The organism is Intrasporangium sp. Soil_C_50 (assembly GCF_057656595.1).
This window is the reverse complement of sequence record NZ_JBDGKB010000006.1, coordinates 134,882-158,870: the sequence shown is the minus strand read 5'-3', so window position 1 is coordinate 158,870 and position 23,989 is coordinate 134,882. Positions and strand designations below refer to the sequence as shown.

The following is a 23,989-nucleotide window of genomic DNA, read 5'->3' as shown; positions in this document are numbered from 1 at the left end:
GCCACCCAAACACGACGCGCCCACGGCGTCGAGACCCCGGGCGTGGGCCCGCTGGGGCCGGGTCACGGATCCGAAGCAATTTCCCGTAACTCACACAGGAATGGGAACTTTCCTGCCTATGGTGAGCGCACCACCCACGGGGGGTCGCCGTCCCCCGCGGCCGATGCCGGCACCGACAGCCGCCGGGCGGCCGCGTCGCGACTCCCTCACCGGTTGCGCCGGTGGGCCACTGCCCTCCTCGCGACCACCAGACCGGACCGTGGCAGGCAGGGGAAGCCACGGCACGGCACGAGGGCCCGCCCCACCTCCCAGGGGCGGGCCCTACTGTGCGACAAGCAGACTCGTCGGCCCGTCAGGAGGTCCAGGCCCGCCACAGGCCCGCGTACTCGCCGTCGAGGGCGACGAGCTCCTCGTGGCTGCCGAGCTCGACCACCCGGCCGTCGATGACGACGGCGATGCGGTCGGCGTCGTGGGCCGTGTGCAGCCGGTGCGCGATGGCCACGACCGTACGACCGGTGAGCAGGGCGTTCATCGAACCCTCGAGGTGACGGGCCGTGCGCGGATCGATGAGCGAGGTGGCCTCGTCGAGGACGATGGTGTGCGGGTCGGCCAGGATGAGGCGCGCGAGCGCGACCTGCTGGGCCTGGCCCGGCGTCAGCGCCTGATGACCCGACCCCAGCTTGGTGTCGAGGCCCTCCGGCAGACGCTCGACCCAGTCGAGGGCGTCGACGGCGCGCAGGGCCTCACGCACCGCGTCGTCGCCCGCGCCCTCGCGGGCCAGCACGACGTTGTCGCGCACCGAGCCGATGAAGACGTGGTGCTCCTGGGTGACGAGCGCGACCTCGGTGCGCAGGACGTCGAGGGGCAGCTCGACGAGCTCGACGCCACCGACGGTGACCGAGCCGGTGCGCGGGCCGTGGATGCCCGACAGCAGCCGCCCCAGCGTCGACTTGCCCGAGCCGCTCGGCCCGACGATGGCGAGCCGCTCGCCGGTGGCCATGGTGAGGTCGATGCCGTGGAGCACGTCGTGGTCGGCGCGGTAGGCGTAGCGCAGGTCGCGGCCCTCGAGGTCGGGGCCGGCCGGGCGGGCCTCCCCCGGCGTGCGGTCGGGCGGCACCGTGGCGATGCCGAGCAGACGCGTCGTGGAGGCGACGCCGACCTGCACGCGGTCGACGGTGTGCACGAGCATGTCGAACGGGCCCCACAGCGCCTCGGCGTAGAGGATCGCGGTGGTGATCTGCCCGAGCGTGGCCCAGCCCTGGGCGAACCCGATGGCACCGAGGAGCAGCACCAGCACGCGCGGCAGGCTGAAGGTGACGTCCATGACGGCGAAGAGCAGGTTGCGCAGCGTCATCGTGTAACGCTCGGCCTGGCCCGACACCTCGATGTCGTCGTCGCCGCGGCGCAGCCGGTGCCGGGCAACGCCGAGCGCCTCGACGGTGCGCGCGCCCTCGACGGTCTCGGTGAGCGTCGTGTTGATGCGCGAGTACGTGCCGCCCTCGGTGAGGTAGCCCTTCGGCGCCCGGCGCAGATAGCGGCGCACCTGGATCATCGCGAGGAGCATGAGCACGATCGAGGGCAGCGAGAGCCACAGCGAGTTCGTCGTCATCGCAACGAGGGTCAGCACGACGGTGATGCTCGCGAAGATCGACTGCGGCAGCGCCCACCGCACGCTCTCGCTCATCGTGCCGACGTCGCGGGTGACACGCGTGACGAGGTCGCCGGTGCTGGCACTCTCGACGCGCGAGAGCGGCAGGCGCAGGATCGCGCGGACGACGAACTCGCGCGCCGTGGCGAGGACACCCTGGCCGAGGTAGGTGGCCGACAGCTGGGCGGCGAAGGTGAACAGGCCCTGCACGACGACGAGCCCGGCGACGACGAGCGCCGACGAGGTGGCACCGGCCATCGCGGCGTCGACGCGTCCGGCCTCGACGTCGGCCACCGTGGAGTCGACGAGCTGGCCGAGCAGGCGCGGCACGAGCAGGCCGGCGCCCGCGGCGAGCGCGTTGGCGACGATGACGAACGTCACCAGGGCCTTCTCGTTCGACAGCAGGCCACCGATGAAGCGCACGACGTCGCGGTTGGTGGCGATCGGCAGACCCGTGCGGGCGTTCATCGTGTCGGCGACGAACTCCTGGGCCCGACGCTCGCGCAGCAGGTGCCGGCGCCGCAGCGCCGCGAGACGCTCCCCCAAAGAGGCCGACACCGGCGGCCGTAGCTCCGCGGGCACGGCCGGGGCCTCGTGCGCCGCACCCCAGGTGCGGGCGGACTCGGCCGCGAGGTACTCGGGCAGCAGGTCGCCGGGCACCACGGTGGACCGAGTCGTGGACGGCGTCGTGGTCGCGTTCATCGCACCTCCTCCGGGTCGGTGACGGTCAGGTCGGCCGGCAGGACCGCGCTGCGGGCCGGGTCGGTCAGTGCGGGGTCGGGCCCGGTGGCACCGGGCCACGGTGCGTCGTCGGGGGCGAGCACCGAGTGGTCGGCCTCGCCGCGGGCGACGACCGAGCGGTACGCGTCGGAGCGGGCCAGCAGGTCGACGTGGCGGCCACGCTCGGTGGCGCGGCCGTCCTCGAGCAGGACGATGTCGTCGGCGTGGTGCAGCAGCAGCGGCGAGGCGGTCATGACGATCGTCGTACGACCGGAGCGGTGCGCCCCGAGCCGTTCGGCGATGCGGGCCTCGGTGTGGGCGTCGACGGCGGAGGTGGGCTCGACGAGGACGAGCACCTCCGGGTCGGCCGCGAGGGCGCGCATGAGGACGAGCCGCTGGCGCTGGCCGCCGGACAGGCCGCGGCCGCGCTCCTCGAGCTCGCCCTGCCATCCGCCCGGCAGCGCGTCGAAGACGTCCTCGGCGGACGCCGTGTGCAGGGCCCGCTCGGCGTCCTCGCGGGTGAGCCGGCCGAGCGGGTCGACGGCGCTGCGCAGCGTGCCGGCGAAGACCTGCGGCGCGGTGTCGCTGACCAGGATGGTGTCGCGGACGTCGTCGAGCTCGACGTTCGAGAGGTCGACGCCGCCGACGGTGACGCCCCAGGGGCGACGCGCCAGCTCCTCGTCGCGCTTCGCCTGGGCCTCACGGGCCTTCGCCCGAACGGACCGCTCGCGCTTGGCCGCCCGTCCCTTGAGCTCCTCGGGGATCTCGTCGCTGACGAGCGCCCCCTCGTCGCGGGGCAGGTAGCGGCCGATGCGGTCGGCGAGCGCCGCGGAGTCGTCGGGCACGGCGCACACGACCATGGTGAGCCGGCCCGGCTCGAACGAGGCACCGGAGCGCTCGTCGAGGATCGTCGCCTCGCGGGGCAGTTCCTGCGGCTCGTCGGGGTGGACCCACGGCGGACGCTGGCCGAGCACGGCCACCGCCTTGCGCGCCGACACGACCGAGCGGGTCCACTTCTGCGCGAACTCGACGAAGGTGCGCATCGGCTGGATGAGGAACAGGCCGTAGCCGAGGAAGCTGACGAGCTGGCCCACGGTGAGCCGGCCCTGGGCGACCTCGCGCGTGCCGACCCACATGAGGGCCACGACGAAGCCACCCGACAGCAGCACGCCGACCGACTCGACGGCCGCGAGCCAGCGACCCGCGGCGACGCCCGAGTGGCGCACCCGCTGCGACTGGGCCGCGTAGTTGCCGCCGAAGGTGTCCTCACCGCCGATGCCGCGCAGGATGCGCAGGCCGGCCACGATGTCGGTGGCCATCGAGGTCAGCTCGGAGTTGCGCGAGCGCTCGACACCCTGCCAGCGCTGCATCGGGCGCAGCAGCGGCGCCCCGAGCACGACGAGCAGCGGGGCGGACACGAGGACGAGCACCCCCATGCGCACCGAGGTGGTGAGGACGATGCCGGCCACGACGAGGTAGGCGGCCAGCTGCGAGAAGGCGCGCGTCGTGATCTCCATGAGCGCGCCGAACTGGTCGCCGTCGCTGCCCGACACCGACAGCACTTCCCCCGTCGGCGTACGGCGGGTCAGCACGTGGCCGAGCTGGAGGGCCTTGCGGGTGACGAGCTTGGTCGTGCCGTAGAGCGCGATGAGCCACTCCCGCACGATGAACGTGTGGAAGACGATGCCGCTGCTCGCGCCCACGATGGTGACCGCCGCGAGCGCGAGCACCCATCGCAGCGTCGTGCTGCTGTCGCCGGCGACGATGCCGGCGTCGATGGCCCGGCCGACCATCCACGGGCCGACGGTCTGCGGGACCATCCACACGAGAGCGGCGGCCAGGCCGGCGACGAAGAGCACGCCGTTCTGCCGCACCATCCACCAGAGGAAGCGGCGCGGGTTGCGGGTGTCGGGCTCGGGGGCCCCGCGCTCGGTGTAGGCGCGGGTCTGGGGCGGGAAGTCTCGCATGGCCCGTCCACCCTAGGCCGCACGACCGACGCCGCCCCACCGGTTTTTTGGCCCACGGCGGACGCCGACGCCGGGTCTCTGCGGGGCCGTGAACCAGGTCGCCGGTCAGACGTGGTCGACCGGCCCGCCGGTGCCGGTGCTCGTGCTGGGCGACGCCCCGATCGCGGCCAGGTTGCCCTGCGCGGGGTGGGCGCGGCCCATCGGGCCCTCGGCCATCGCCGTGAGGAGTGTGCGCGTCACCTGTCGTGCGAAGTCCGAGGCACGCGCGTCGATGCGTGGGCGGGCGTGGGCGCCGCGCAGACCCGCCGCCCAGGCCATCGTGCCCACCGCGAGGACCCCGGCCCCGCTCGGCACCGAGTAGTAGGTCATGTCGGAGTGGGTGGAAGGCCTCCGGTACAGCGCGACGGGCGAGTGCGCCACGACCTGGAGGTTCGCCGGCGTGCCGGGTACCGGGTAGGCCCGGTCGATCTCGACGGCGACGAGGCCGGCATACCTCTCGCCGGTGGTGGCACCCGTGCCTCCAAAGAGGAAGAAGCCCGGGTCGTGCACGACGAGGTCGGCCTCGGCCGGGAACGCCTCGTAGAGCATGCCGGTGAGCGAGTTCTCGGGATCGGGGTGGGGGCTGCTCCGCCACGTGGTCGTGGTCCCGACGGTGCCCCGCTCCGGGTCGAGCGGAGCGGACTTGTAGCACGTCATGAGGCGGCCGTCAGCGGAGAGGCGCGCGCGCCAGTAGCAGGCGTTGGCGCCCAGGAAGGCGAGGTTGGTGCCCGCGTCGCGGGCGGCCTCGACGTGCCGACGCATCGGCACCGTCCAGTACTCGTCATGACCCGGCGAGACGAGCCCTCGCGCGCCGGCGAGCAGGCCCGGCTCGCCGTGGAGCTCCCACGACGTCACGTAGGCGAGGTCGAGGTCGAGACTCTCCGCCACGAAGACCGGCCCTTGCTCGTAGGCCAGCACCAGCGGAGCGCCGTTGCGGTCGTAGGGTCGGTCGAAGCTCACGACCGAGGCCCTCGGCTCCGCACTGCGGGCCGGGCCCTTGTAGAGCGAGAAGCCGCCCCACGCGTTGTAGGCCTGGTGGCAGGTGACGGCCGAGACGAGCACGAGCCGGCCGGCGGTCTCGCGCGAACGCACGACGATCGGGACATAGCCGGCCCGGCCACCGGCATCCAGCCGCAAGAGGTAGCTCCCCTCGGGCCATCCAGCCGTGGGCACCGAGAGCGACTGCGGCCAGCGGCAGCGCACCGTGCCGGAGGCGTCGGGGCTCGGCTGCGGCTGTCTCGTGGCCGCGACGGCGGCTGAGGTCCACACCTCTCGCGCGCCCGTGCCCTGGTAGTAGCCGAGGCGGAAGGCCCGGACCGTCACCGCGCCGAGGGCGGAGCTGAGGTGCAGCCCGAACGTGACGCCCGGCAGCACGCTGACGCAGTCGGCGTAGCCGGCGAGGTCGGTCCCGTTCGCGAGGTGGTGCTGCGCGACCCGCCAGTCCGTGGCGCCGGGCTTGGCGTTCTCGGCACGCACCCACCCCGGGCCTCCGGAGACCTGGCTCGTCGCGGTGGCGCTCGTCTGGCCGGAGGCATCGGGCCTTCGCGGCGAGGGTGAGGGTGCCGTCCAGGGGGCCCCGGGTGACGAGGGCCCGGGGGCCGTGCAGGCGCCGAGCAGCAGCGCCCCACCCGCCGCGAGGACGGCGCGTCGCGACGGCTCCTTCCCGCTCGCGCTCACCCTGCGAGGCTAGCCAAGCCTGATGGGCACCGGGTCGGGACGACGGACACCGCCCCACCGGTTCTGCAGCGCCGGTGGAGCGGTGTCTGATAGTCGGTCAGCTCCTCGGGTCGGCGACGCGGCTCACGGAGTCGGGTCGGGCAGCGCCGCGGAGCGGATGTCGCTGTTGCCGAAGGTCGCCGGGCAGCCGGGCACGATGCTCGGTGGCGTGGCGTTGGGGTTCGTGTAGAGCGCCGCGCGGAACGCGTCGACTGCTGCACAGTGCGCCGCGTCGCGCGTGTCGTTCCACACGCCGACGACGCCGGTGCGGGTCGCCGCGGCGTAGACGTAGTCGCCGAGGAACTCGTCGGTCAGGGAGTTCGCCGACGAGCCACGGGGATCACCCACGGTGCCGCGGTGCATCGAGGTGAACCCGGTCAGCGATCCGCCGACGACGTCCGAGTGCAGCACCTCGCCGACGAGACCACGCGGGGCCGTCGTGTTGTCCTGGTACTTCGTCGTGAAGGCGTTGACGACGATGTAGGCGTCGGTGCCGTTCGGCGAGATCGCCGGTGCGCTGTAGACCGGACGGTCACCGGTGGGCAAGGGCACGGTGTCGGGCCCGGTCCACGTCGTGCCGCCGTTGAGTGACGTCGCGACCATGAGCCGCTCGTGGTTCAGGCCGTTCGCGCCGTCGGACCACGTCATGACGATCTGGTTCGTGGCGTCGGTGCCGTAGGGAGCGCCGTTGGCGATGTCGACGCTGGGCGCGGGCGCGAGGTCGACACGAGCACCGCCGATGCCGTCCATGACCGGGCGACCCTGAACCGGGTCGAACACGCCCGGCTCCACGACGGAGGTGATGAGCGTCGGGCCGGTGAAGTGGGCTCCCGCGTCGGTCGAGCGGTACATCATCTCGAAGCTCGTACCGTTGCGCCGTCCGACGCCGAAGACGTACACGACGCCGTGGCTGTCGGTGCGGACGGTGCAGCCGTCGGGCTGGCCGTTGACGCCGTTGTTCGTGGCCGGGCCGACCTGCTTCGAGGTCCACGTGACGCCGCCGTCGGTCGACCGGGCCACGATGAGCGGAGTCGGGAGCGCGTGGCCCTTCTCCTGGCTCCGGAAGGAGGCCCAGCAGACGTACGTCGTACCGAAGTGCGGGCTGCTCGCCGCGTTGTCGGACCAGATCTGCTCCTTGTCCGAGAACGTCGTCGAGGACTGCTTCGAGACGAGCACGGGAGCAGACCAGGCGTTGTTCTGGCCGGCCGTCGCGCCGGCGAGGTTGTCGGTGTGCGAGACCGCGATCGCCTCGAAGCCCTTGAAGGTCTGGTCCGAGCGGGTCGCCCCGAAGTTGGCGGTCAGGTTGGCGTAGTAGAGGCGCGAGCCGTTCGCCCACGAGAAGTGGCCGGACGCGTCGGGGCGCGGCCCGAAAGCCAGACCCGGGTCGCCGTCGGAGACCAGGCCGGCCTCGTAGTAGCGGGGAAGCGTGCCGATCGGGCCGACCGCCGGCTGGCACGGTGCCGGGCCGGTGAGACAGGCTCGCGCGCTCCAGCCGGTGTACATCGGCTGGGTCCACGACGTGCCCCCGGTGGAGGACAGGTAGACGCCGGACACCCCGACGCCGGCCGTGAAGGGACACGTGTTCGGCGCGCCGGCGGCGCACGACTCCATGTCGATCTCCTCGTTGGCGCCGGCAGCCACCACCGAGGGGGCGTGGGCGTCGATGGCGACGGCGGGCTCGTTCTGCTTGTTCTGCGAGAAGGGAGTGGCCGGGCTGCCGTTCGTCACGAGGACGTCCGATGGCGCGGCGGCTGCCACGGCGGTACCCAACAAGGCGGTAGCCAGGGATACCAGGGCAGCGGTCACGATGCGTGGTCGACGCATGACTGCTCCGTTCGTGGATCGGGAAGTGGACGGTCGTCGCGTCGGCGCCCGTGGCGGCCACCTCCCAGAGTGCTCCCGCGCCGGACGCCCCGACAAGGCATCCGGGCGGTCCGTCGCTCAGCGCGCGGCGTGGGCCGCCAGCGCGTCGAGCGCCTGCGTGAAGCACTGCTCCGGCGGAGTCACGAGGCCGGCGCCGACCTGGCCCGTGCCGGCGACGCGTCCGGCCATGCCGGTGTTGATCTGCGGCAGGATGCCGGTGCGCGCCACGGCCGCGACGTCGATGCCGGTCGGGGTGCCCCGGAACTCGAGGATCGGCACCTGGAAGGCCTGGTGCTCGCCGACGGTGATCTCGTACATCGTCTGGGTTGCCCGCAGCGCGAACGGCACGTCGCCGCCGACGAACTTGACGATGGCCGGCGCGGCCGCCATGGCGAACCCGCCGATACCGGCGGTCTCGGTGATGGCCGAGTCGCCGATGTCGGGGTTGGCGTCGGCCGGGCCGTACGAGCCGAGGAAGAGGCCCTCCGGGGTGTTGGCCGGTCCGGTGAACCACGCATCGCCCGTCCCCGAGACGCGGATGCCGAAGTCGGTGCCGTTGCGCGCCATGGTGGTCACGACGCTCGAGCCCGGGATGCCGTGCGCCGCAAGGGTGCTCAGCTTGCACGCGGGCATGCCGAGGTTGAGGAAGAAGTGCTCGTTGGCGCCCGAGAAGCGCACCGCCTCGGCGATGTCGGTCGACGACGCGTCGGCCGTGATCATGGTGGGCAGCAGCTCGCGAAGGAGCATGAGCGAGCCGGCCCGGTTGCGGTTGTGGCCCTCGTCGCCCATCTGGAGCATCTGGGCGATGACCGCCTTGATGTCGACCGGGCCCGACGCGTCGACTCGAGCCCGTACGGCCTGCTGGAGGATCGGGCCGAGCACGGAGTTCATCCAGTGCAGCCGGTCGATGACCTCCGGGCCGTACGCGCCGTACCGCAGCACCTTGCCGAGGCCCTCGTTGAGCGAGCACCACGACGTGTTGTCGTGCACGTCGTCGCGCAGCTCGTAGAGCCACATCGAGGGGCTGATGACCCCGGCCATCGGCCCCACGGCGTCGCGGTGGTGGCACGGCTCGAGGGTGATGCCGTCGCCCTTCTCGAGCTTGGCCTCGGCCTCCTCGGCGGTGTCGGCCAGGCCCTCGAAGAGCATCGCCCCGATGAGCGCGCCCTTGAGCGGCCCTGAGGCGCGGGCGAACTCGATCGGCGGCCCGGCGTGCAGGAAGGTGCCGCGCTCGAGGCCCAGCGCCTCCGACGCGGGCCGGACGTCGACGAGGTCGGCGCCGGCGGCCACCATGCGGCGCAGCGCCTCGGCGTTGGCGGCGTCGCGACGCGGGTCGGCGAGAACCGTGGAGAGGTGCCCTTCGGTTCCCGGGAGCGGCGGCTGCCAGGCGGCCTCGGACACGCGGACCGCCTGGGCACGCAGTGACTCGGTGAGCAGCGGGATGCCCGCCGTCGCGACCGCCACGTCGGCGTCGAGGAGCCCGTGCAGCGGCGCCACCGGGACGTCCGACGCCACCGAGCGCGCCGCGCTCGCTGCTGCGGACCCGGCCGCGGACGTCGACCCGGACGTCGGCACCGCGGCGGGGCGGTCGGGCACCTCGCGGCCGAGGAGCCGGACGGCCTCGCGGGTGGCGGCCGCGTTGGACAGCAGCACCGTCGCGCCGGCCTCGACGAGGGCCTCGACCGAGGCCTCCAGCCCCTGCGGGTCGGACGCCGTGCCGGTGACCGACACGACGACGGGCAGCGTGCGGTCGGCGTCGGCCGCCGTGGAGCGCGCGGCGCGAACGGCGTCGGCGAGCTCGGGGGCCGGGTCCGGGTGCGCGCCGTGACCCAGCACGAGGTCGAGGAGAAGGACGCCGCACGTCGGGTCGGCGGCCTCGGTGGCGATCCGCTGCAGCCGCAGCGACGGGTCGATCATCGGGTGGGCGCGGCCACGGGTCATCGTGTCGTCGCCGAAGTCGACGACGACGTGGCCCGGGTCGCGCAGGTCGGCACCGAGGGCGAGGTCGGGGCGCAGCGGGATGTTCGAGCGGATGTCACCGAGCGCGCTGCCCGCGACGAGCATCGCCTCGTCGGCCAGGGTGCCGCCGCAGAAGAGGCCGCGCAGGCTGCCGCCGGTGGCCTTCTCGTGCGACGAGACGCCCTGCCACACGGGCCACTCGGGCCGTGGGCCACCGGCGGCGTCCACGACCGCCTCCACCGAGGCCGTGAGATCGGCACGCCCCTCCCCCAGCGTCGCCCAGTGCACCGGCTTGCCGAGCCCCGCGGCGAACGCCTCGAGGTCGGCGAGCACCTCGGCCGCCGGCGGCTTGGACACGACGACGATGCGGTCCGTGGCCGGGTCGGCCGCGAGCGCGGCGAGGGCCTGACGTGTCGAGCGGCCGCCCACCGCCGCCGACAGGTCGCGGCCGCCGACGCCGAGGCAGTGGCTGATGCCGAGGCCGGCGGCGTCGAGCAGGCACATGACCTGCTGCGCCCCCGTGCCCGAGGCGGCGACGAGGCCGACGGTCCCGGTACGCACCACGTTGGCGAAACCGAGCGCGACGCCGCCGACCACCGCGGTGCCGCAGTCCGGGCCCATGACGAGCACGTCGGCCTCGGCCGCGGCGTCCTTGAGACGCACCTCGTCCTCGACGGGCACGTTGTCGGAGAACACCATGACCGACACCCCGGCGCGCACGGCGTCGAACGCCTCGACCGTCGCGTTGGCGCCCGGGACGCTCACGAGCGCGAGGTCCGCGCCCGACGTGGCGATGGCCCCGCCGAGGGTGCGCCGCGCCGGCGCCTCGCCGAAACCGCCCCCGCCGCCGGATGACGCCGACCGCAGCCCGGCCAGGGCGTCGTCGACGGCGACCCGGGCCGCGGCCACCCCGTCGTCGGTGCCGCGCACGGCGACGACGAGGTCGTTCGGCGACGCGTTCGGCACCTCGAACCCCATGCCGCGGATGACCTCCAGGTTGAGGTCGGTGGCCATGGCGACCTGCGCCGCCTCGACCCCATCGGTGGCGGCGACGGTGCGCGACACCTGCATGAGGCTGACGGAGTCGTGGTAGGCGCCGGTTCGCAGCTCGACGTACTCAGGCACTGCGGGATCCCTTCTCGGTGGGGTCGGTTCGGTGACTATGGTCCGAAAGGCTCTGGGAGTCGACGGGTTCGCCCTCCTCGAGCGCGAGCAGCGCTCCGGCCAGGCCCGACACGAGGTCGAGGCCGGACGAGTGGCCGATCGACAGGACGGGTCCGAGCAGGTCGGAGACGGCCGCCACGACCGCGACCGACGGGGCCTGCGACCGGGCGGCCACGGTGGGCCCGACCTGCAACGCGGCGATGAGACGAGCGACCTCGGGAGTGGCGTAACCGTCACCGGCAGCGACGAGCAGGGCGGCCGACAGGCTCGTCGTGCGACCGAGCGCGGACCGCACGGCCGTGCGCACCATCGAGAGTGCGCGACCGGCGTCGGGGACGCGCTGGAGCCCCGTCACCGACGCGGCTCCGGACCCCCCGGAAGCCACGAGGGCGAGCAGGGCACCGCACAGCGCATCGTCACCGCTCGGCGTCAGGCCGCGGCCCGCCCCGACGAGCCCACACACGGCCGGCTCGACCGGCCGCCCCGCGAGGGCGTCGGCGACGAGCTCGCGCACGAGCTGGCCCAGGACGCCGGGGTCGGGCAGCAGCCCCGTCGCGCCGACGCGCCGCACCCCGGGCCGTACCCGCGAGGGGCGAGCGAGGCGCGAGGCCACGAGCTCGGAGTGCGGCAGCCGCACGCGTCCGGCGCCGACGAGCACCGTGTCACCCGCGCCGACGCCCCACCGCACCGTCGTCGACGGCTCTGCGAGCCGCAGGCCGATGGGCAGGGCGAGCGCGTCCGAGGCGAGCACCGCGAGGACGTCCGCATGGGCGCCCAGGCCGACGTAGAGGCAGGTGGGGAAGGCCGCGAGCACGGTGCAGGGCCGCACCACGCCCGCCACCGCCCCGGCCACGAGCGGTGACACCGCGGCGGGCACGAGCACGTCCGAGGGATCCGTCACCGCCTCCACCGCCCCTCTCGTCCCGCACCGATCCTGACGCGACGCTACCGAGGCTCGGTAGGGTGCCCTCATGGTGAAAGTTGCCAACGATGCAGCCCTCCACGACGGTGACTTGCCAGCGCCCGCACGGTCACGGGCCGTGAGCGAGCCGGAGGTCTCCGGCATCTCCCTGCGTCTCATCGCGGGCCTCGCTGCCGGCGTCCACGGCGCCGTGCACGCCACCGGGGCGCAGCTCGACGTGTCCGTCGACAGCACCACGCCGCTGCGCACGGCGCTGCACGCCGCCGCCCTCGGCGACGCCCTGACCCACCAGCTCGTCCTCGCCGACGCCGCCGGCCTGGCCGAGGCGTCCGGGCCGGTCGACTCGGGTCCCGACGCGCCCGCCTCCGGCGGCGCCGTCGTGGCAGTCGAGACAGCCGAGGCGGTCGTGGACACGCTCGCCGACGCCGGCGCGGCCGGTCTCGTCCTCTCCGGCGTCGACGGAGCACTCTCACGGACCCTCCGCGACGCCGCCCGACGCGTCGGCCTCACCCTCATCGACGTGCCCCTCGAGGCGGTCGCAACGTTCACCACCGAGGTGCTGAGCGCGATCCTGGCCCACCAGACCGCGACGCTGCGCCGACTCGAGGACGCCGACCGGGCCCTCGTGCAGATCGTCCTCGCCGGCGGCTCGCTCGACGACCTCTGCGAGCAGGTCGTCGGCTTCCTCGACGGCGCCGCGATGGTCACCACGACCGACGGACGCGTCATCGCCCGGGCCGGGTCGCCGCGCGAGCTCGAGCACGCGCTGTCGCTCGAGTGCTTCGACCGCACCGGGCGCCTGCTGACCGAGGCCGAGCCGATGGGCCCCCGCCCGGACGGCCCCACCGCCGACCGCGCCGCCGTGCGCATCGTCGCCGGCCACCTCGACCACGGGGTGCTCGTCGCGTTCTGCAGCCACCGGCACCTCACGGCCGACGACGCCCGGCTGCTCGAGCGCGCCGCCACCGTCGCGGCCCTCGCCATCACCAAGGACCAGGCCGTCTCGGCCGTCGAGGGCAAGTACCGCGCCGAGTTCCTCCGCGACGCGCTGGCCGGGCGCGCGGGCAGCCCGGCCGACGCGGTGGCCCACGCCGCCTCGCTCGGCTGGGACATCGACCGGCCGCTCGTCGTCGTCGTGGCCGAGACCGACGAGGACGACGACCGCACCACGCGCGACCCCGAGGAGGTCCGCTTCCTCCAGCAGCGCTTCGCCCGCGCGTGGACGCACGCCGTCGCCGTCCGCGACCCACGCTCCCCCGTCATGGGGTTCAGCCGCGAGGTCGTCACGCTCGTGCCGGTACCGGAGGGCGCCGACACCGACCGCGTCATGCGCGTCGTCGGCGACCTCGTCCGCGTCGTGCGCGGCGACGGCGGCGGCGGGCGGCGCAGCTTCTCGGCCGGCGTCTCCCGGCCCATCACCTCGGCCGCGGGGCTGGCCCAGGCCTACGACGAGGCGCTGTCCGCCGTCACGGTCGGCCGCCAGATGCACGGCGACGGCGCCCTGGCGCACGTCGACGGCCTCGGCATCTACCGGCTGCTCGCCCTCGTGCCCGACGGCGCCGACCTGCGTCGGTTCGTCCACGAGTCGCTGCGCGAGCTCGCCACCGACGACTCCGCCGAGAACGCCGGGCTGCGCGACACGCTGCGCGTCCTGCTCGACACCAACCTCAACGTCGCAGAGACGGCCCGCCTGCTCTTCTTCCACTACAACACGCTGCGCTACCGCATCGGCAAGCTCGAGAAGATGCTCGGACCCTTCACCACCGACCCCGACCTGCGCCTCACCCTGGCGCTGGCCCTCAAGATCCACGCGATGCGCGGCATCTGACCCGCTTCGCCCTACGGCATGACCTGCCAGAGGGGCTCCATCGGCGTGTATCAACGTTTGACGAACGCAATCCCCTGACCCGGGAGTAGTTTTCGCCCATCCCGGAGTGGGACGTGACCCGCATCACCGAATGCGGCAACCATAGGAGTCGGAATGGCTTTGGGCTTGGGCTGGAAACTGCACGGGGACGGCAAGACGCTGGGCCCCGACGACGTCGTCGCTCCCGACGAACGCCTGTCCTGGGGCAAGACGGTGGGCCTCGGCGCCCAGCACGTCGTCGCGATGTTCGGTGCGACGTTCGTCTTCCCCCTCCTCATGGGCCTCAACGCCCAGCTCGCGATCATGATGAGCGGCATCGCGACGATCTGCTTCCTGCTCATCGTGGGCGGCAAGGTCCCGAGCTATCTCGGGACGTCGGCGAGCTTCGTCGGCGCGGTCATCGCCATCCGGGCACAGGGCGGCACGTCGGCCACGGTCACCGGCGCGATCCTCGTGGCCGGCGCCGTCCTCGCACTCGTCGGCGTGGTCATCCACTTCCTCGGGTCGGGTGTGCTGCACAAGGTGCTGCCGCCGGTCGTCACCGGCGCGGTCGTCATGCTCATCGGCTTCAACCTCGCGCCGGTCGTGGCCAACGTCTACTGGCCCCAGGACCAGTGGGTCGCGCTGCTCGTCATGCTCTTCGTGGTGGTCTGCGCGGTTGCCTTCAAGGGCTTCATCTCGCGCATCGCGGTCTTCCTCGCGCTCATCTTCGGCTACGTCATCTCGTGGGTCTTCGACAAGGTCTTCGGCCAGATCACGTCCTTCGACGCCGGCGCCGGCAAGGTCACCACGCACTTCCGCACGAACTTCGACAACCTCGCCGCGCAGCCGTGGTTCGGCCTGCCTCCGACGTCCACGACCGGCGCCGATGGCAAGGAGATCGTGGGTATCCACGCCCCGTCGTTCTCGGTCGCGGCCATCCTGCTCGTGCTCCCGGCCGTCATCGCCCTCATCGCCGAGAACACCGGCCACGTCAAGGCCGTCGCGGAGATGACGAGGGCCGACCTGGACCCGTACATGGGTCGTGCCATCGCGGCCGACGGCATCGGCACCGTCATCGCCTCCTCGGTCGGGGGCTCGCCGACGACCACCTATGCCGAGAACATCGGCGTCATGGCGGCCACCCGCGTCTACTCCACGGCTGCCTACTACGTCGCGGCCGTCGTCGCGATCATCTTCGGCCTCTCCCCGAAGTTCGGCGCCCTCGTCTCCTCGGTGCCGGGCGGCGTCCTCGGGGGCATCACCGTCGTGCTCTACGGCATGATCGGCCTGCTCGGCGCGAAGATCTGGAAGGAGAACGGGGTCGACTTCGGCAACCCGATCAACCTCGTTCCCGTGGCCGCCGGCATCGTCATCGGCATCGGCGGCGTGTCGCTGAAGTTCACGGACACCTTCGAGCTCGGCGGCATCGCACTCGGCACCATCGTCGCCGTCGGCGCCTACCACCTGGCCCGCTCGGTCGCACCGGCCGACCTGCGAGAACGGGCCGACGCGGCAGGGGGCACGATGATCTCCCTCGGCGAACGCGAGGGCGACTACGGCGACGCCGACGGCGTCGACGACCTCTACCAGGACGCTCCGGGCGCCCCGGACCGTCGACACTGACGCTTCCCGGACGACCCGCACGACCCGCGTGGCCCCCGACGCTGTCGGGGGCCACGCCCTTTCCCGGCCAGTTCGGTCGCCGGCCGGATCGACCGCCGGACGGTCATCGGCAGCCGGGCGCCGTTCCTTCGGCAGAACGTGCCAAAACCGGCGGCACACCGATGCACCCGGATTCTCTGGTTCCACCCCTCGACGGAAGGCAGGATCGGTTCGGTGAAGCCCGCACCCTTCGTGCACCACGCACCGCGCTCCGTCGACGAGGCCGTCGAGGTGCTCGCGCAGGCCGGCCACGACGGCAAGGTCCTCGCCGGCGGCCAGAGCCTCGTGCCCGTCCTCAACATGCGCCTGGCCTCGCCCGGACACCTCGTCGACGTCAACGGCATCCCGGGCCTCGACGGCATCGACGTCACGCCTGATGCGGTGCGTGTGGGCGCGCTCGTGCGCCACCGCGGGCTCGAGCGGTCCGACGCCGCGGCGTCAGCCCTGCCACTGCTGCGCCAGGCGGTCGTCAACGTCGCCCACCCGGCCATCCGCAACCGCGGCACGACCGTGGGCTCGCTCGCCCATGCCGACCCGGCCGGCGAGATGCCGTCGGTGCTCGCCCTGACCGGCGGCGTCATCGAGGCCGTCGGCCCGAACGGTTCGCGCGAGATCCCCTGGGACGCCTTCTTCCTCGGCCCGCTCGAGACCTCCCTCGAACACGACGAGCTCGCCGTCGCAGCCCGGTTCGGGCGTTTCCCGGAGGGCACTCGCACCGCCTTCGCCGAGTCGGCCCGCCGGCACGGCGACTACGCGCTGGCCGGTGTCGGCGTCGCGGTGACGCTCGCCGACGGCGTCGTGTCCGGGGCCCGCGCGTCGTTCGTGTCGGTGACGCCGGTGCCCTCCGTCCTCGACCTCACCGACGTCCTCGGCGGGCTCGAGCCCGGTTCCGACGCGTGGGCGAGCGGCCTCGACGCCGTCGCCGACGCCGTGGACGAGCACGTCGACCCCGACGGCGACATCCACGCCACCGCCGGCTACCGGCGCATGCTCGCGGCGGAGCTGACCCGCCGCACGCTGACCGCCGCCGTCACCGGCACCCCGACCGCCGGCCCGAGCGAGGAGCGCCAATGACCGACACCACCACCTCCACCACCTCCGCCGGCGAGCAGCTGCACGACGTCACCATCCGCGTCAACGGCGTCAGCCGCAGCGCGACGGTGCCCGCACGGCGCCTGCTGTCGGACTTCCTGCGCCACGACCTGCGCCTCACCGGCACGCACGTCGGCTGCGAGCACGGCGTCTGCGGCGCCTGCACCGTGCTCGTCGACGGCGAGCCGATGCGCTCGTGCCTCATGTTCGCCGTCACCGCGCAGGCGCACGAGGTCACGACGGTCGAGGGGCTGTGCACCGCGCCCGATGCCCGCGTCGCCCCCACCGGCGAGTCGATGAACCCGGTGCAGCAGGCGTTCGCCGAGTGCCACGGCCTCCAGTGCGGGTTCTGCACCCCCGGGTTCCTCACCACCGTCACGGCCTACCTCGAGGAGAACCCGGCCCCCACGAGCGAGGAGGCGCGAGAGGCGATCTCGGGCAACCTGTGCCGCTGCACCGGCTACCAGAACATCGTCAAGAGCGTCCTGCGGGCCGCCGAGATCAAGGCGGAGATCAAGGCCGAGATCAAGGCCGACCGGGCGTCCGACGACACGTCGGAGGAGCGCGCATGACGACCCAGATGTTCGGCGCCCCGGTCAAGCGCAAGGAGGACCCCCGCCTCGTCACCGGGGGTGGCCGTTACCTCGACGACCTCGGGCACGACGCCCTCGCAGCCGCCTTCGTGCGCAGCCCGTACGCGCACGCGCGCGTCGTCGACATCGACGCGTCCGATGCCATCGACGTCGACGGCGTCGTCGCCATCTACACGTGGGACGACCTCCCCGGACGCGTCGGTGAACCGCTGCCGCTGCTCATCCCCCACCCGACGCTGACCCACGGCCGCACCGGCTACCCGCTGGCCCGCGAGGAGGTCAACCACGTCGGCGAGCCCGTCGTCATGGTCGTGGCCACCGACCGCTACGTCGCCGAGGACGCGTGCGACCGCATCCGCGTCACCTACGAGCAGCGTCCGGCCGTCGTCGGCATCGAGAACGCCCGCGAGGCAGCGCTGCTCGTTCACGACGACGTGCCCGGCAACGTCGCCGCCAACATGCTCCAGACCGTCGGCGACGTCGACGCCGCGATGGCCTCGGCGCCGCACCGGCTGACCCTCGACCTCGACATCGAGCGCAGCGCCTGCATGCCCATGGAGGGCAAGGGCGTCTACGCGCGGTGGGACGACGAGAAGGGCGAGCTGCGGATGTACTCGTCGACCCAGACGTCGACGGGCGTGCGCGCGGCGGTGGCCGCCAAGCTCGACCTGCCGCTGGCGAAGGTCGAGTGCATCGCGCCCGACGTCGGCGGCGGCTTCGGCGTCAAGATCGTGCACCCGTGGCCCGAGGAGGTGCTCGTCCCCTGGGCGGCGCGCCTGCTGAACCAGCCGGTCAAGTGGGCCGAGGACCGCCGCGAGCACTTCATCGGCGCGGCCCACGAGCGCGGCCAGCTGCAGCACATCGAGGTCGGGTTCGACGACGCCGGAAGGCTGCTCGCGCTCGACGTCAAGATCTGGCACGACAACGGCGCCTACACGCCCTACGGCATCATCGTCCCGATCATCACCTCGACCCAGCTGCTCGGGCCGTACAAGCCGGGCACGTACCGGGTCGAGTTCTGGTCGCTCTACACCAACACCGTGCTCGTCACGCCCTACCGTGGCGCCGGCCGACCGCAGGGCTGCTTCGCGATGGAGCGCACGATGGACGCCATCGCCGACGCCCTCGGGCTCGACCGCGCCGAGGTGCGCTCGCGCAACTTCATCCTGCCCGAGGAGATGCCCTACGACCACGGCCTGCTCTTCCAGGACGGCCGCCCGCTCAGGTACGACTCGGGCGACTTCCCGGCGAGCCTGGCCAAGCTCAAGCAGCTCGTCGGCTGGGACGACTTCGCCCAGTACCGCGCGGCCGCCGAGGCCGAGGGCCGCAGGGTCGGGCTCGGGATCGGCTGCTACGTCGAGGGCACCGGCGTCGGCCCCTACGAGGGCGGCCACATCCAGATCGAGACGAGCGGGCGCGTCAACGTGTCGACCGGCCTGACCTCGCAGGGCCAGGGGCACGAGACCGTGTTCGCGCAGATCGTGGCCGACGAGCTCGGGGTACGACTCGAGGACGTCCACGTGACCACGGGCGACACGCGTCGGATGGGCTACGCCGTCGGCACGTTCGCGTCGCGGGCCGCCGTCATGAGCGGTAGCGCCATCGCCCTCGGCGCCCGCAAGGTGCGCGAGAAGGCGCTGCGCATCGCGGCCGACGCGCTCGAGGTGTCGCCGGACGACCTCGAGATCGTCGAGGGCACCGTGCGCGTCAAGGGCGCCCCGGGCACGTCGATGAGCCTCGGCACGGTGTCGGTGCTCTCGAACCCGCTGCGCTACGCGTTCGACGAGGCCGCCAAGGCGGCAACGCAGTTCGCCGGCACCTTCGACCCCGACAAGCCGCCCGTCGCCGAGGGCGAGGAGCCGGGCCTCGAGGGCAAGGGCTTCTACTCCCCCACCCAGGCCACCTTCGCCAATGGCATGCACGCGGCCATCGTCGAGACCGACCCCGTCACCGCCGAGATCCGCATCCTGCGCTACTGCGTCATCCACGACTGCGGCACGATGATCAACCCGATGATCGTCGAGGGCCAGGTGCACGGCGGCGTGGCCCAGGGTGTCGGTGGAGCGCTCTACGAGCGGATGGTCTACGACGAGTCGGGGCAGCTGCTCAACGCCTCGTTCATGGACTTCCTCATGCCCTACGCCTCAGAGGTGCCGACCATCGAGGCCGACCACCTCGAGACCCCGTCGCCGCTGAACCCCTTGGGCATCAAGGGCGCCGGTGAGGCCGGGTGCATCCCGGTCACGGCCGTGATCGCGTCTGCCATCGAGGACGCCGAGGGCTTCCCGATCACCCGGATGCCGATCTCGCCCAACGACCTCTGGGAGCTGCGCCGTCGCCACGCCGCCGGCGAGCTCCCGTCCCTGCACCGTTCCACGCGCACCGTCACCGACGCCGGTGCGCCCGCCCCCAAGGAGCCGACCGCATGAAGATCTCCGGATCCGCCACCCTCGCCGCGCCGCCGCAGCAGGTGTGGGACGCGTTCCACGACCCCGCGGTCCTGGCCCGCTGCCTGCCGGGCTGCGAGCGCCTCGTCGAGCTCGCACCCCACACGTACGCCATGACGGTCACCGCCGGCGTCGCCGCGATCCGCGGCACCTACGACGGCGAGGTGTCGCTCGGCGACCCTGCTGCACCCGAGTCGTTCACGATGCGCGCCAAGGGCGCCGGTGCCCCGGGCACGGTCGACGCCGACGTCGTCGTGCGCCTCGCCGCCGGCGCTGCGGGAGGCACCGACCTCACCTACGACGCCGACGCGTCGGTCGGGGGTCCGATCGGCGGCGTCGGGCAGCGGATGCTCGCCGGCGTCACGAAGAAGATGGCCGGCCAGTTCTTCACGGCGGTCGACGCCGACCTCGCCGGTGGCGGGGTCCCGGCCCCTGCGCCTGCCGCAGCGGTCGCGGCCGGCGTTCCCGTCGCCACCGCTCCTGTGCCCGCGAGCGGCACCGGGGCGGTCTACGCGGGCCGGGCCGCCGCGTCCGGCGAACCGTCCCGAATGCGCGACTTCGCCCTCGGCACCCTCGCCGGCGGCGCGATCGCCCTCGTGGGGGTCGTCGTCGGCTGGGCCATCGGGAGAGGATGAGGCATGCGCGCTTTCACCGCTGCGGCCGTTCAGGTCGCCCCCGTGCCGGCGCCGCTGAGCCCCGACACGATCCGCACCAACGTCGAGCACTGCGTCGAGTGGACCCGCCGCTGCGTCGAGGCCACCGGCGCCGAGCTCGTCGTGCTCCCGGAGACCGCGACCACAGGCTTCACCCCCGGCTGCTCCAAGGAGGAGCTGTGGGACCTCGTCGCCGAGATCCCCGGCCCACTGACCGAGCCGGTCCAGGCCGTGGCCCGCGAGCTCGGCGTGCACGTGTGCCTCGGCTCGTACGAGCGCGGCCCCGAGCGCGGCGTCGTGTACAACTCCTCGGTGCTCGTCGGGCCGTCCGGTGACGTGCTCGGCGTCTACCGCAAGACCCACCCGTTCTGCTCCGAGATCGTCAGCGGCGGCGGCTGGGTCACGCCCGGCGACACCGTGACGGTGTGCGACACCGACCTCGGCCGCATCGGCATGATCATCTGCTTCGACGGCGACTACCCCGAGCTGTCCCGCATCCAGGCCGTGCAGGGTGCCGAGGTCATCTGCCGGCCGTCGGCGCTGCTGCGCTCGGCCGACGTCTGGGACCTCACGTCGCGGGCCCGCGCCTACGACAACCACGTGTACGTCGTCGGCGCCAACGCCGTCGGCACCGACCCGGCCGGGGTGCTCTACTTCGGCAACTCGCACATCGTCACGCCGATCGGGCACATCGTGGCCAGGGCCGCCACGCACGAGGGCTGGGTCACCGCGCGGCTCGACCCGGCCGAGGCCCTCGCGTCGTTGACCCCCGGATCGAACGTGGGCCAGGCCTTCGACCACCTCCGCGACCGCAACCTCGACCTCATCCGCAACCACCGCGACGACCTCGAGCGACCGGCGTCGACGTCCTTCCCGCACGCCCCGATCCACCGCGGCGAGGCCGGCTGAGGCCTGCCCCGGCCGGACGCGTCAACCGCCCTCGAAGCGCCGCAGCAGCTCGCGGATGGCAGCCATCTCCTCGGCGAGCGCGTGCCGGCCTGCCCGGGTGATGGTGACCCACGTGCGCGGACGCTTGCCGGCGTAGCCCTTCTCGACGTGCACGAGCCCGCTGCCGGCGAGCACCTCGATGTGCCGGCCGAGGTTGCCGTCGGTGAGGCCGAGGTTCGACCTCAGGTAGGTGAAGTCGGCACGGTCGGCCTCCGCGAGCACGGCGAGGATGCCGAGACGCGCCTTCTGGTGCACGACGTCGTCGAGCCGGCTCGTCGGGTGCGGCTCGTCCTCGCCCGACGCGACGGCGGAGTCGACGGGATCGGCGGGCACCGCGTCGCGCGGGGTCACGACGCCACCGGCCCGCCGACGCGTCCACGCCGGACCTCGCCGTGACGCGTCCGCCGGCCGACGACGAACATCGCGACGCCCAGTGCCACCTGGGCGAGCAGGTCCCCGTACCCGCCGACCGCGAGCAGGGCGTCCTCCGGGACACGGAGCAGCCCCAGCAGGTCGTAGAGCCGGTTGTCGAAGAAGCCGAACGAGGCCAGGACCGTGACCACGCCGAAGGTGGCCACCCACAGGGCCAGCCGGCTGTTGTGTCGCCGCCATGCGACGACGAGCAGCGCCAAGGCGATGAAGGCGCTGGGAGCCAGCATCGAGGCGATGCCGAGAAGGGACAGGAACGGGACCCAGACGAGCAGTCCGTTGTGGGCGACGAGGACGAACGTCGCCACAGCGGCCGCGACCCAGGCGCCGGCCCCGGCGCCCGCACCGAGCCGACGACTGCGCAGGGCGAACCACAGGCCGATGGCGAGCAGCCCGAGCGCACCGACCGTGCCCCAGTAGGTGTCCACGGCGTTCGAGACGGCCAGCTCGCCCTCGGTGGCGCTGCGACTCTCTCCCGGGCCGAGGTCGTGGACCATCCACCAGAGCCAGAACCGTTGCAGCGCAGCAGCGGCCACGGTGAGCGGACCGAGGACGATGAGCGGGATCGCCAGACCCTGCGTGTCCCGACGCGCGGCCCGGCGCAGCTGCTCCGTGCGGGCGAGGACGTCCTCGGCCACGGCGAGCTCGGCGGGCCGTACCGGCTGGGCGGGCTGGGCGTCGGTCATCGGAGGCTCCTTCTGCAGTGGGCGCCCCTGTGAGCCCGGTGCGGCTACTCTGCAATGCAGAGTGGTCGCGTGTCAAGAGTTCTCGACAGGACCAAGCGACCACTGACGACCGCTGGTGCACCGGACGCGTCCCGGGCGGCCCACCGACGGCCGTTGGTGCGCCCGACGCGTTCCCGCGCGGCGTGTCGGCGATGACGCGCCGCAGCCGAGCGCGACGCGTCGACCAACGGCCGCCGGCCCGGGCACCCGCGGACGGGTCGCCCGGGCCGGCCCCTCCCTCAACCCGCGGGTCGCTGCCGACCGACGCCCTGCGCCATCCCCCAGACCGCCACCAGCAGGAGGGCGACGATGACGGCGATGACGAGCACGACGAGGCCGGACGGGTTCTCCCAGAGCACGAGCACCAGGGCTCCGACGGCGACGACCGCGCCGCCGACGGCCAGCGTGTGGTGCGCGACGGTGGCGCCGACGGGCCCGCCGCTGAGCGAGCTCCACGATCGGCCGGCCGCCTCGCCCACCCGGCGACCGCCCCGCGCGATGGCCGCGCGGCGGCCGAGCAGGATCGCGATTGCCGCGACGACGAGGGCGATGATGAAGACGAGGCGGATGCCGTCGCGCAGGAAGCGCGTCACGGTGTCGAAGACGTACGCCGACGCCTGCGGCGACATGACGTCGGTGGGCATCTGGTCGAGGTAGATCCCTCGGACCACGACGAGCCCGATGCGCAGCAGCAGCAGGCCGATCGCGGTCCCGAGCGCGGCCCACATCAGGGTCTGACGCCGGCGTCCCCGGGCCAACGCGATGGCGCCGGCGAACGCGACCAGTCCGATCCACGGCAGCCAGTTCGCCAGGGTGTTGAGCGCCCGGACGGCCTTCTGGGCCTTGTCGACGCCCTGGAGCCTGGCGATCTCGATCGTGGCACCCACCGCCGGGATCTGGGCCGCGACCGTCAGGCCGGCCGCGACGAGGCGCGCCTTGACGGCCTCGATGATCGGGCCGAGGTTGAGCAGCACGGCCCCGTTCGACACCGTGACCACCTTGCCCTGCTCCTCGCCGGTGAGGATGCCGACGAGCGAGTCGTGCGCCGTGCGGTTGGCCGCGGTCCAGAGCGTCGCGAACGCCTCGCTCGTCACGGCCCGGTGCACGATCGTGGAGATGAGGCCCGACACCGCGTTCTCGATGGGGGCCTTGAGGCGCGCGGCCTGCGGCGGGAGGGCCTCGTCGACGAGGGCGCCGATGTCGAGCCGGGCCGCGATCTGCCGGTTGACGGCTGCCTCGACCGCCGCCTGCACGTCAGGGTTGGTCGCGAGCGGCTCCATGGTCGCGACGTAGCGGTCGGTGTTGAGCACCTGGTTGCGGGCCCAGATGGCCGGCACCGCGAGGGTCAGGCACAGCGCGCCGATGATGACGAGGATGACGGCGCCCGTCGTGCGCGCCGCACGGCCCACCCGGACCGCCGTCGGCGACTCCAGCTCGGCGTTGCGACGACGTAGCCTCTCGTTCTCCGCCTCGAGCGCCGCCACGTCACCCCCGGACGCGGCGGCCACGGGCACGGCCCCCACGGGCACGTCCCCCGCGGCAAGCGCTCCCACGGGCACCTCCGCCCGGGGCACGTCGCCCAGAGCGACGTCC

General features: G+C 73.2%; 16 protein-coding genes. 7 read left to right on the top strand and 9 right to left on the bottom strand.

Annotated elements, in window-relative coordinates:
* Window positions 1-352 precede the first annotated feature (352 nt).
* The 6 genes from AC3A5R_RS14895 to AC3A5R_RS14870 all read right to left on the bottom strand — a co-directional run bounded on the left by AC3A5R_RS14895 (window position 353) and on the right by AC3A5R_RS14870 (window position 11,977).
* The gene (locus AC3A5R_RS14895) at window positions 353-2,350 is read right to left on the bottom strand and encodes an ABC transporter ATP-binding protein (RefSeq protein ID WP_487621548.1); all 1,998 of its coding nucleotides are present in this window, start codon (window positions 2,348-2,350) and stop codon (window positions 353-355) included.
* The gene (locus AC3A5R_RS14890; RefSeq protein WP_487621547.1) at window positions 2,347-4,335 is read right to left on the bottom strand and encodes an ABC transporter ATP-binding protein; all 1,989 of its coding nucleotides are present in this window, start codon (window positions 4,333-4,335) and stop codon (window positions 2,347-2,349) included. The genes AC3A5R_RS14895 and AC3A5R_RS14890 overlap by 4 nt, the downstream gene beginning before the upstream one ends.
* A gap of 105 nt (window positions 4,336-4,440) precedes the next feature.
* Window positions 4,441-6,051, bottom strand: a complete 1,611-nt coding sequence (locus tag AC3A5R_RS14885) for a N,N-dimethylformamidase beta subunit family domain-containing protein (RefSeq protein WP_487621546.1) — start codon at window positions 6,049-6,051, stop codon at window positions 4,441-4,443.
* 123 nt (window positions 6,052-6,174) lie between these two features.
* Window positions 6,175-7,848: a sialidase family protein gene (locus AC3A5R_RS14880; RefSeq protein WP_487621545.1), complete on the bottom strand. Its 1,674-nt coding sequence runs from the start codon at window positions 7,846-7,848 to the stop codon at window positions 6,175-6,177.
* A 183-nt stretch (window positions 7,849-8,031) separates the two neighbouring features.
* Entirely contained in the window at window positions 8,032-11,037 is a 3,006-nt protein-coding gene (locus tag AC3A5R_RS14875) for a bifunctional FdrA/YlbE family protein (protein ID WP_487621544.1), read from the bottom strand.
* Entirely contained in the window at window positions 11,030-11,977 is a 948-nt protein-coding gene (locus AC3A5R_RS14870; RefSeq protein WP_487621543.1) for an oxamate carbamoyltransferase subunit AllH family protein, read from the bottom strand. Before AC3A5R_RS14870 ends, AC3A5R_RS14875 begins: the two co-directional genes overlap by 8 nt.
* Window positions 11,978-12,116: 139 nt before the next feature.
* Between AC3A5R_RS14870 and AC3A5R_RS14865 the strand changes: the two genes are divergently transcribed.
* The 7 genes from AC3A5R_RS14865 (at window position 12,117) to AC3A5R_RS14835 (ending at window position 21,203) form a co-directional block, all read left to right on the top strand.
* Window positions 12,117-13,826, top strand: coding sequence for a helix-turn-helix domain-containing protein (locus tag AC3A5R_RS14865; protein ID WP_487621542.1), 1,710 nt, complete (start codon window positions 12,117-12,119; stop codon window positions 13,824-13,826).
* 153 nt (window positions 13,827-13,979) lie between these two features.
* Window positions 13,980-15,470 (top strand): uracil-xanthine permease family protein, encoded by a 1,491-nt coding sequence (locus tag AC3A5R_RS14860; protein ID WP_487621541.1) that lies wholly within the window; start codon window positions 13,980-13,982, stop codon window positions 15,468-15,470.
* A gap of 213 nt (window positions 15,471-15,683) precedes the next feature.
* The gene (locus AC3A5R_RS14855; protein WP_487621540.1) at window positions 15,684-16,583 is read left to right on the top strand and encodes an FAD binding domain-containing protein; all 900 of its coding nucleotides are present in this window, start codon (window positions 15,684-15,686) and stop codon (window positions 16,581-16,583) included.
* On the top strand, window positions 16,580-17,173 hold the full coding sequence (locus AC3A5R_RS14850) for a (2Fe-2S)-binding protein (RefSeq protein ID WP_487621539.1): 594 nt from the start codon (window positions 16,580-16,582) through the stop codon (window positions 17,171-17,173). The genes AC3A5R_RS14855 and AC3A5R_RS14850 overlap by 4 nt, the downstream gene beginning before the upstream one ends.
* Complete coding sequence (gene cutA, locus AC3A5R_RS14845; RefSeq protein WP_487621538.1) at window positions 17,170-19,623, top strand: aerobic carbon-monoxide dehydrogenase large subunit; 2,454 nt, start codon at window positions 17,170-17,172, stop codon at window positions 19,621-19,623. The genes AC3A5R_RS14850 and cutA overlap by 4 nt, the downstream gene beginning before the upstream one ends.
* The gene (locus AC3A5R_RS14840; protein WP_487621537.1) at window positions 19,620-20,276 is read left to right on the top strand and encodes an SRPBCC family protein; all 657 of its coding nucleotides are present in this window, start codon (window positions 19,620-19,622) and stop codon (window positions 20,274-20,276) included. The genes cutA and AC3A5R_RS14840 overlap by 4 nt, the downstream gene beginning before the upstream one ends.
* 3 nt (window positions 20,277-20,279) lie before the next feature.
* On the top strand, window positions 20,280-21,203 hold the full coding sequence (locus AC3A5R_RS14835) for a carbon-nitrogen hydrolase family protein (RefSeq protein ID WP_487621536.1): 924 nt from the start codon (window positions 20,280-20,282) through the stop codon (window positions 21,201-21,203).
* 21 nt (window positions 21,204-21,224) lie between these two features.
* Here AC3A5R_RS14835 and AC3A5R_RS14830 read toward each other — a convergent pair whose 3' ends face one another.
* From AC3A5R_RS14830 to AC3A5R_RS14820, 3 genes are all read right to left on the bottom strand, one after another.
* Window positions 21,225-21,593 (bottom strand): winged helix-turn-helix domain-containing protein, encoded by a 369-nt coding sequence (locus AC3A5R_RS14830; RefSeq protein ID WP_487621535.1) that lies wholly within the window; start codon window positions 21,591-21,593, stop codon window positions 21,225-21,227.
* A complete protein-coding gene (locus AC3A5R_RS14825) occupies window positions 21,590-22,357 on the bottom strand; it encodes a hypothetical protein (protein ID WP_487621534.1) in 768 nt (255 codons plus the stop codon). The genes AC3A5R_RS14830 and AC3A5R_RS14825 overlap by 4 nt, the downstream gene beginning before the upstream one ends.
* A 278-nt stretch (window positions 22,358-22,635) precedes the next feature.
* Window positions 22,636-23,949 (bottom strand): hypothetical protein, encoded by a 1,314-nt coding sequence (locus AC3A5R_RS14820; RefSeq protein ID WP_487621533.1) that lies wholly within the window; start codon window positions 23,947-23,949, stop codon window positions 22,636-22,638.
* Between the last annotated feature and the right edge of the window lie 40 nt (window positions 23,950-23,989).

Excerpts from the sequence above, each read along its gene's own strand:
- AC3A5R_RS14895 (WP_487621548.1), bottom strand. The coding sequence starts at position 2,350 with ATGAACGCGACCACGACGCCGTCCACGACTCGGTCCACCGTGGTGCCC.
- AC3A5R_RS14890 (WP_487621547.1), bottom strand. The coding sequence starts at position 4,335 with ATGCGAGACTTCCCGCCCCAGACCCGCGCCTACACCGAGCGCGGGGCC.
- AC3A5R_RS14860 (WP_487621541.1), top strand. The coding sequence starts at position 13,980 with ATGGCTTTGGGCTTGGGCTGGAAACTGCACGGGGACGGCAAGACGCTG.
- AC3A5R_RS14850 (WP_487621539.1), top strand. The coding sequence starts at position 16,580 with ATGACCGACACCACCACCTCCACCACCTCCGCCGGCGAGCAGCTGCAC.
- cutA (WP_487621538.1), top strand. The coding sequence starts at position 17,170 with ATGACGACCCAGATGTTCGGCGCCCCGGTCAAGCGCAAGGAGGACCCC.
- AC3A5R_RS14840 (WP_487621537.1), top strand. The coding sequence starts at position 19,620 with ATGAAGATCTCCGGATCCGCCACCCTCGCCGCGCCGCCGCAGCAGGTG.
- AC3A5R_RS14835 (WP_487621536.1), top strand. The coding sequence starts at position 20,280 with ATGCGCGCTTTCACCGCTGCGGCCGTTCAGGTCGCCCCCGTGCCGGCG.
- AC3A5R_RS14825 (WP_487621534.1), bottom strand. The coding sequence starts at position 22,357 with ATGACCGACGCCCAGCCCGCCCAGCCGGTACGGCCCGCCGAGCTCGCC.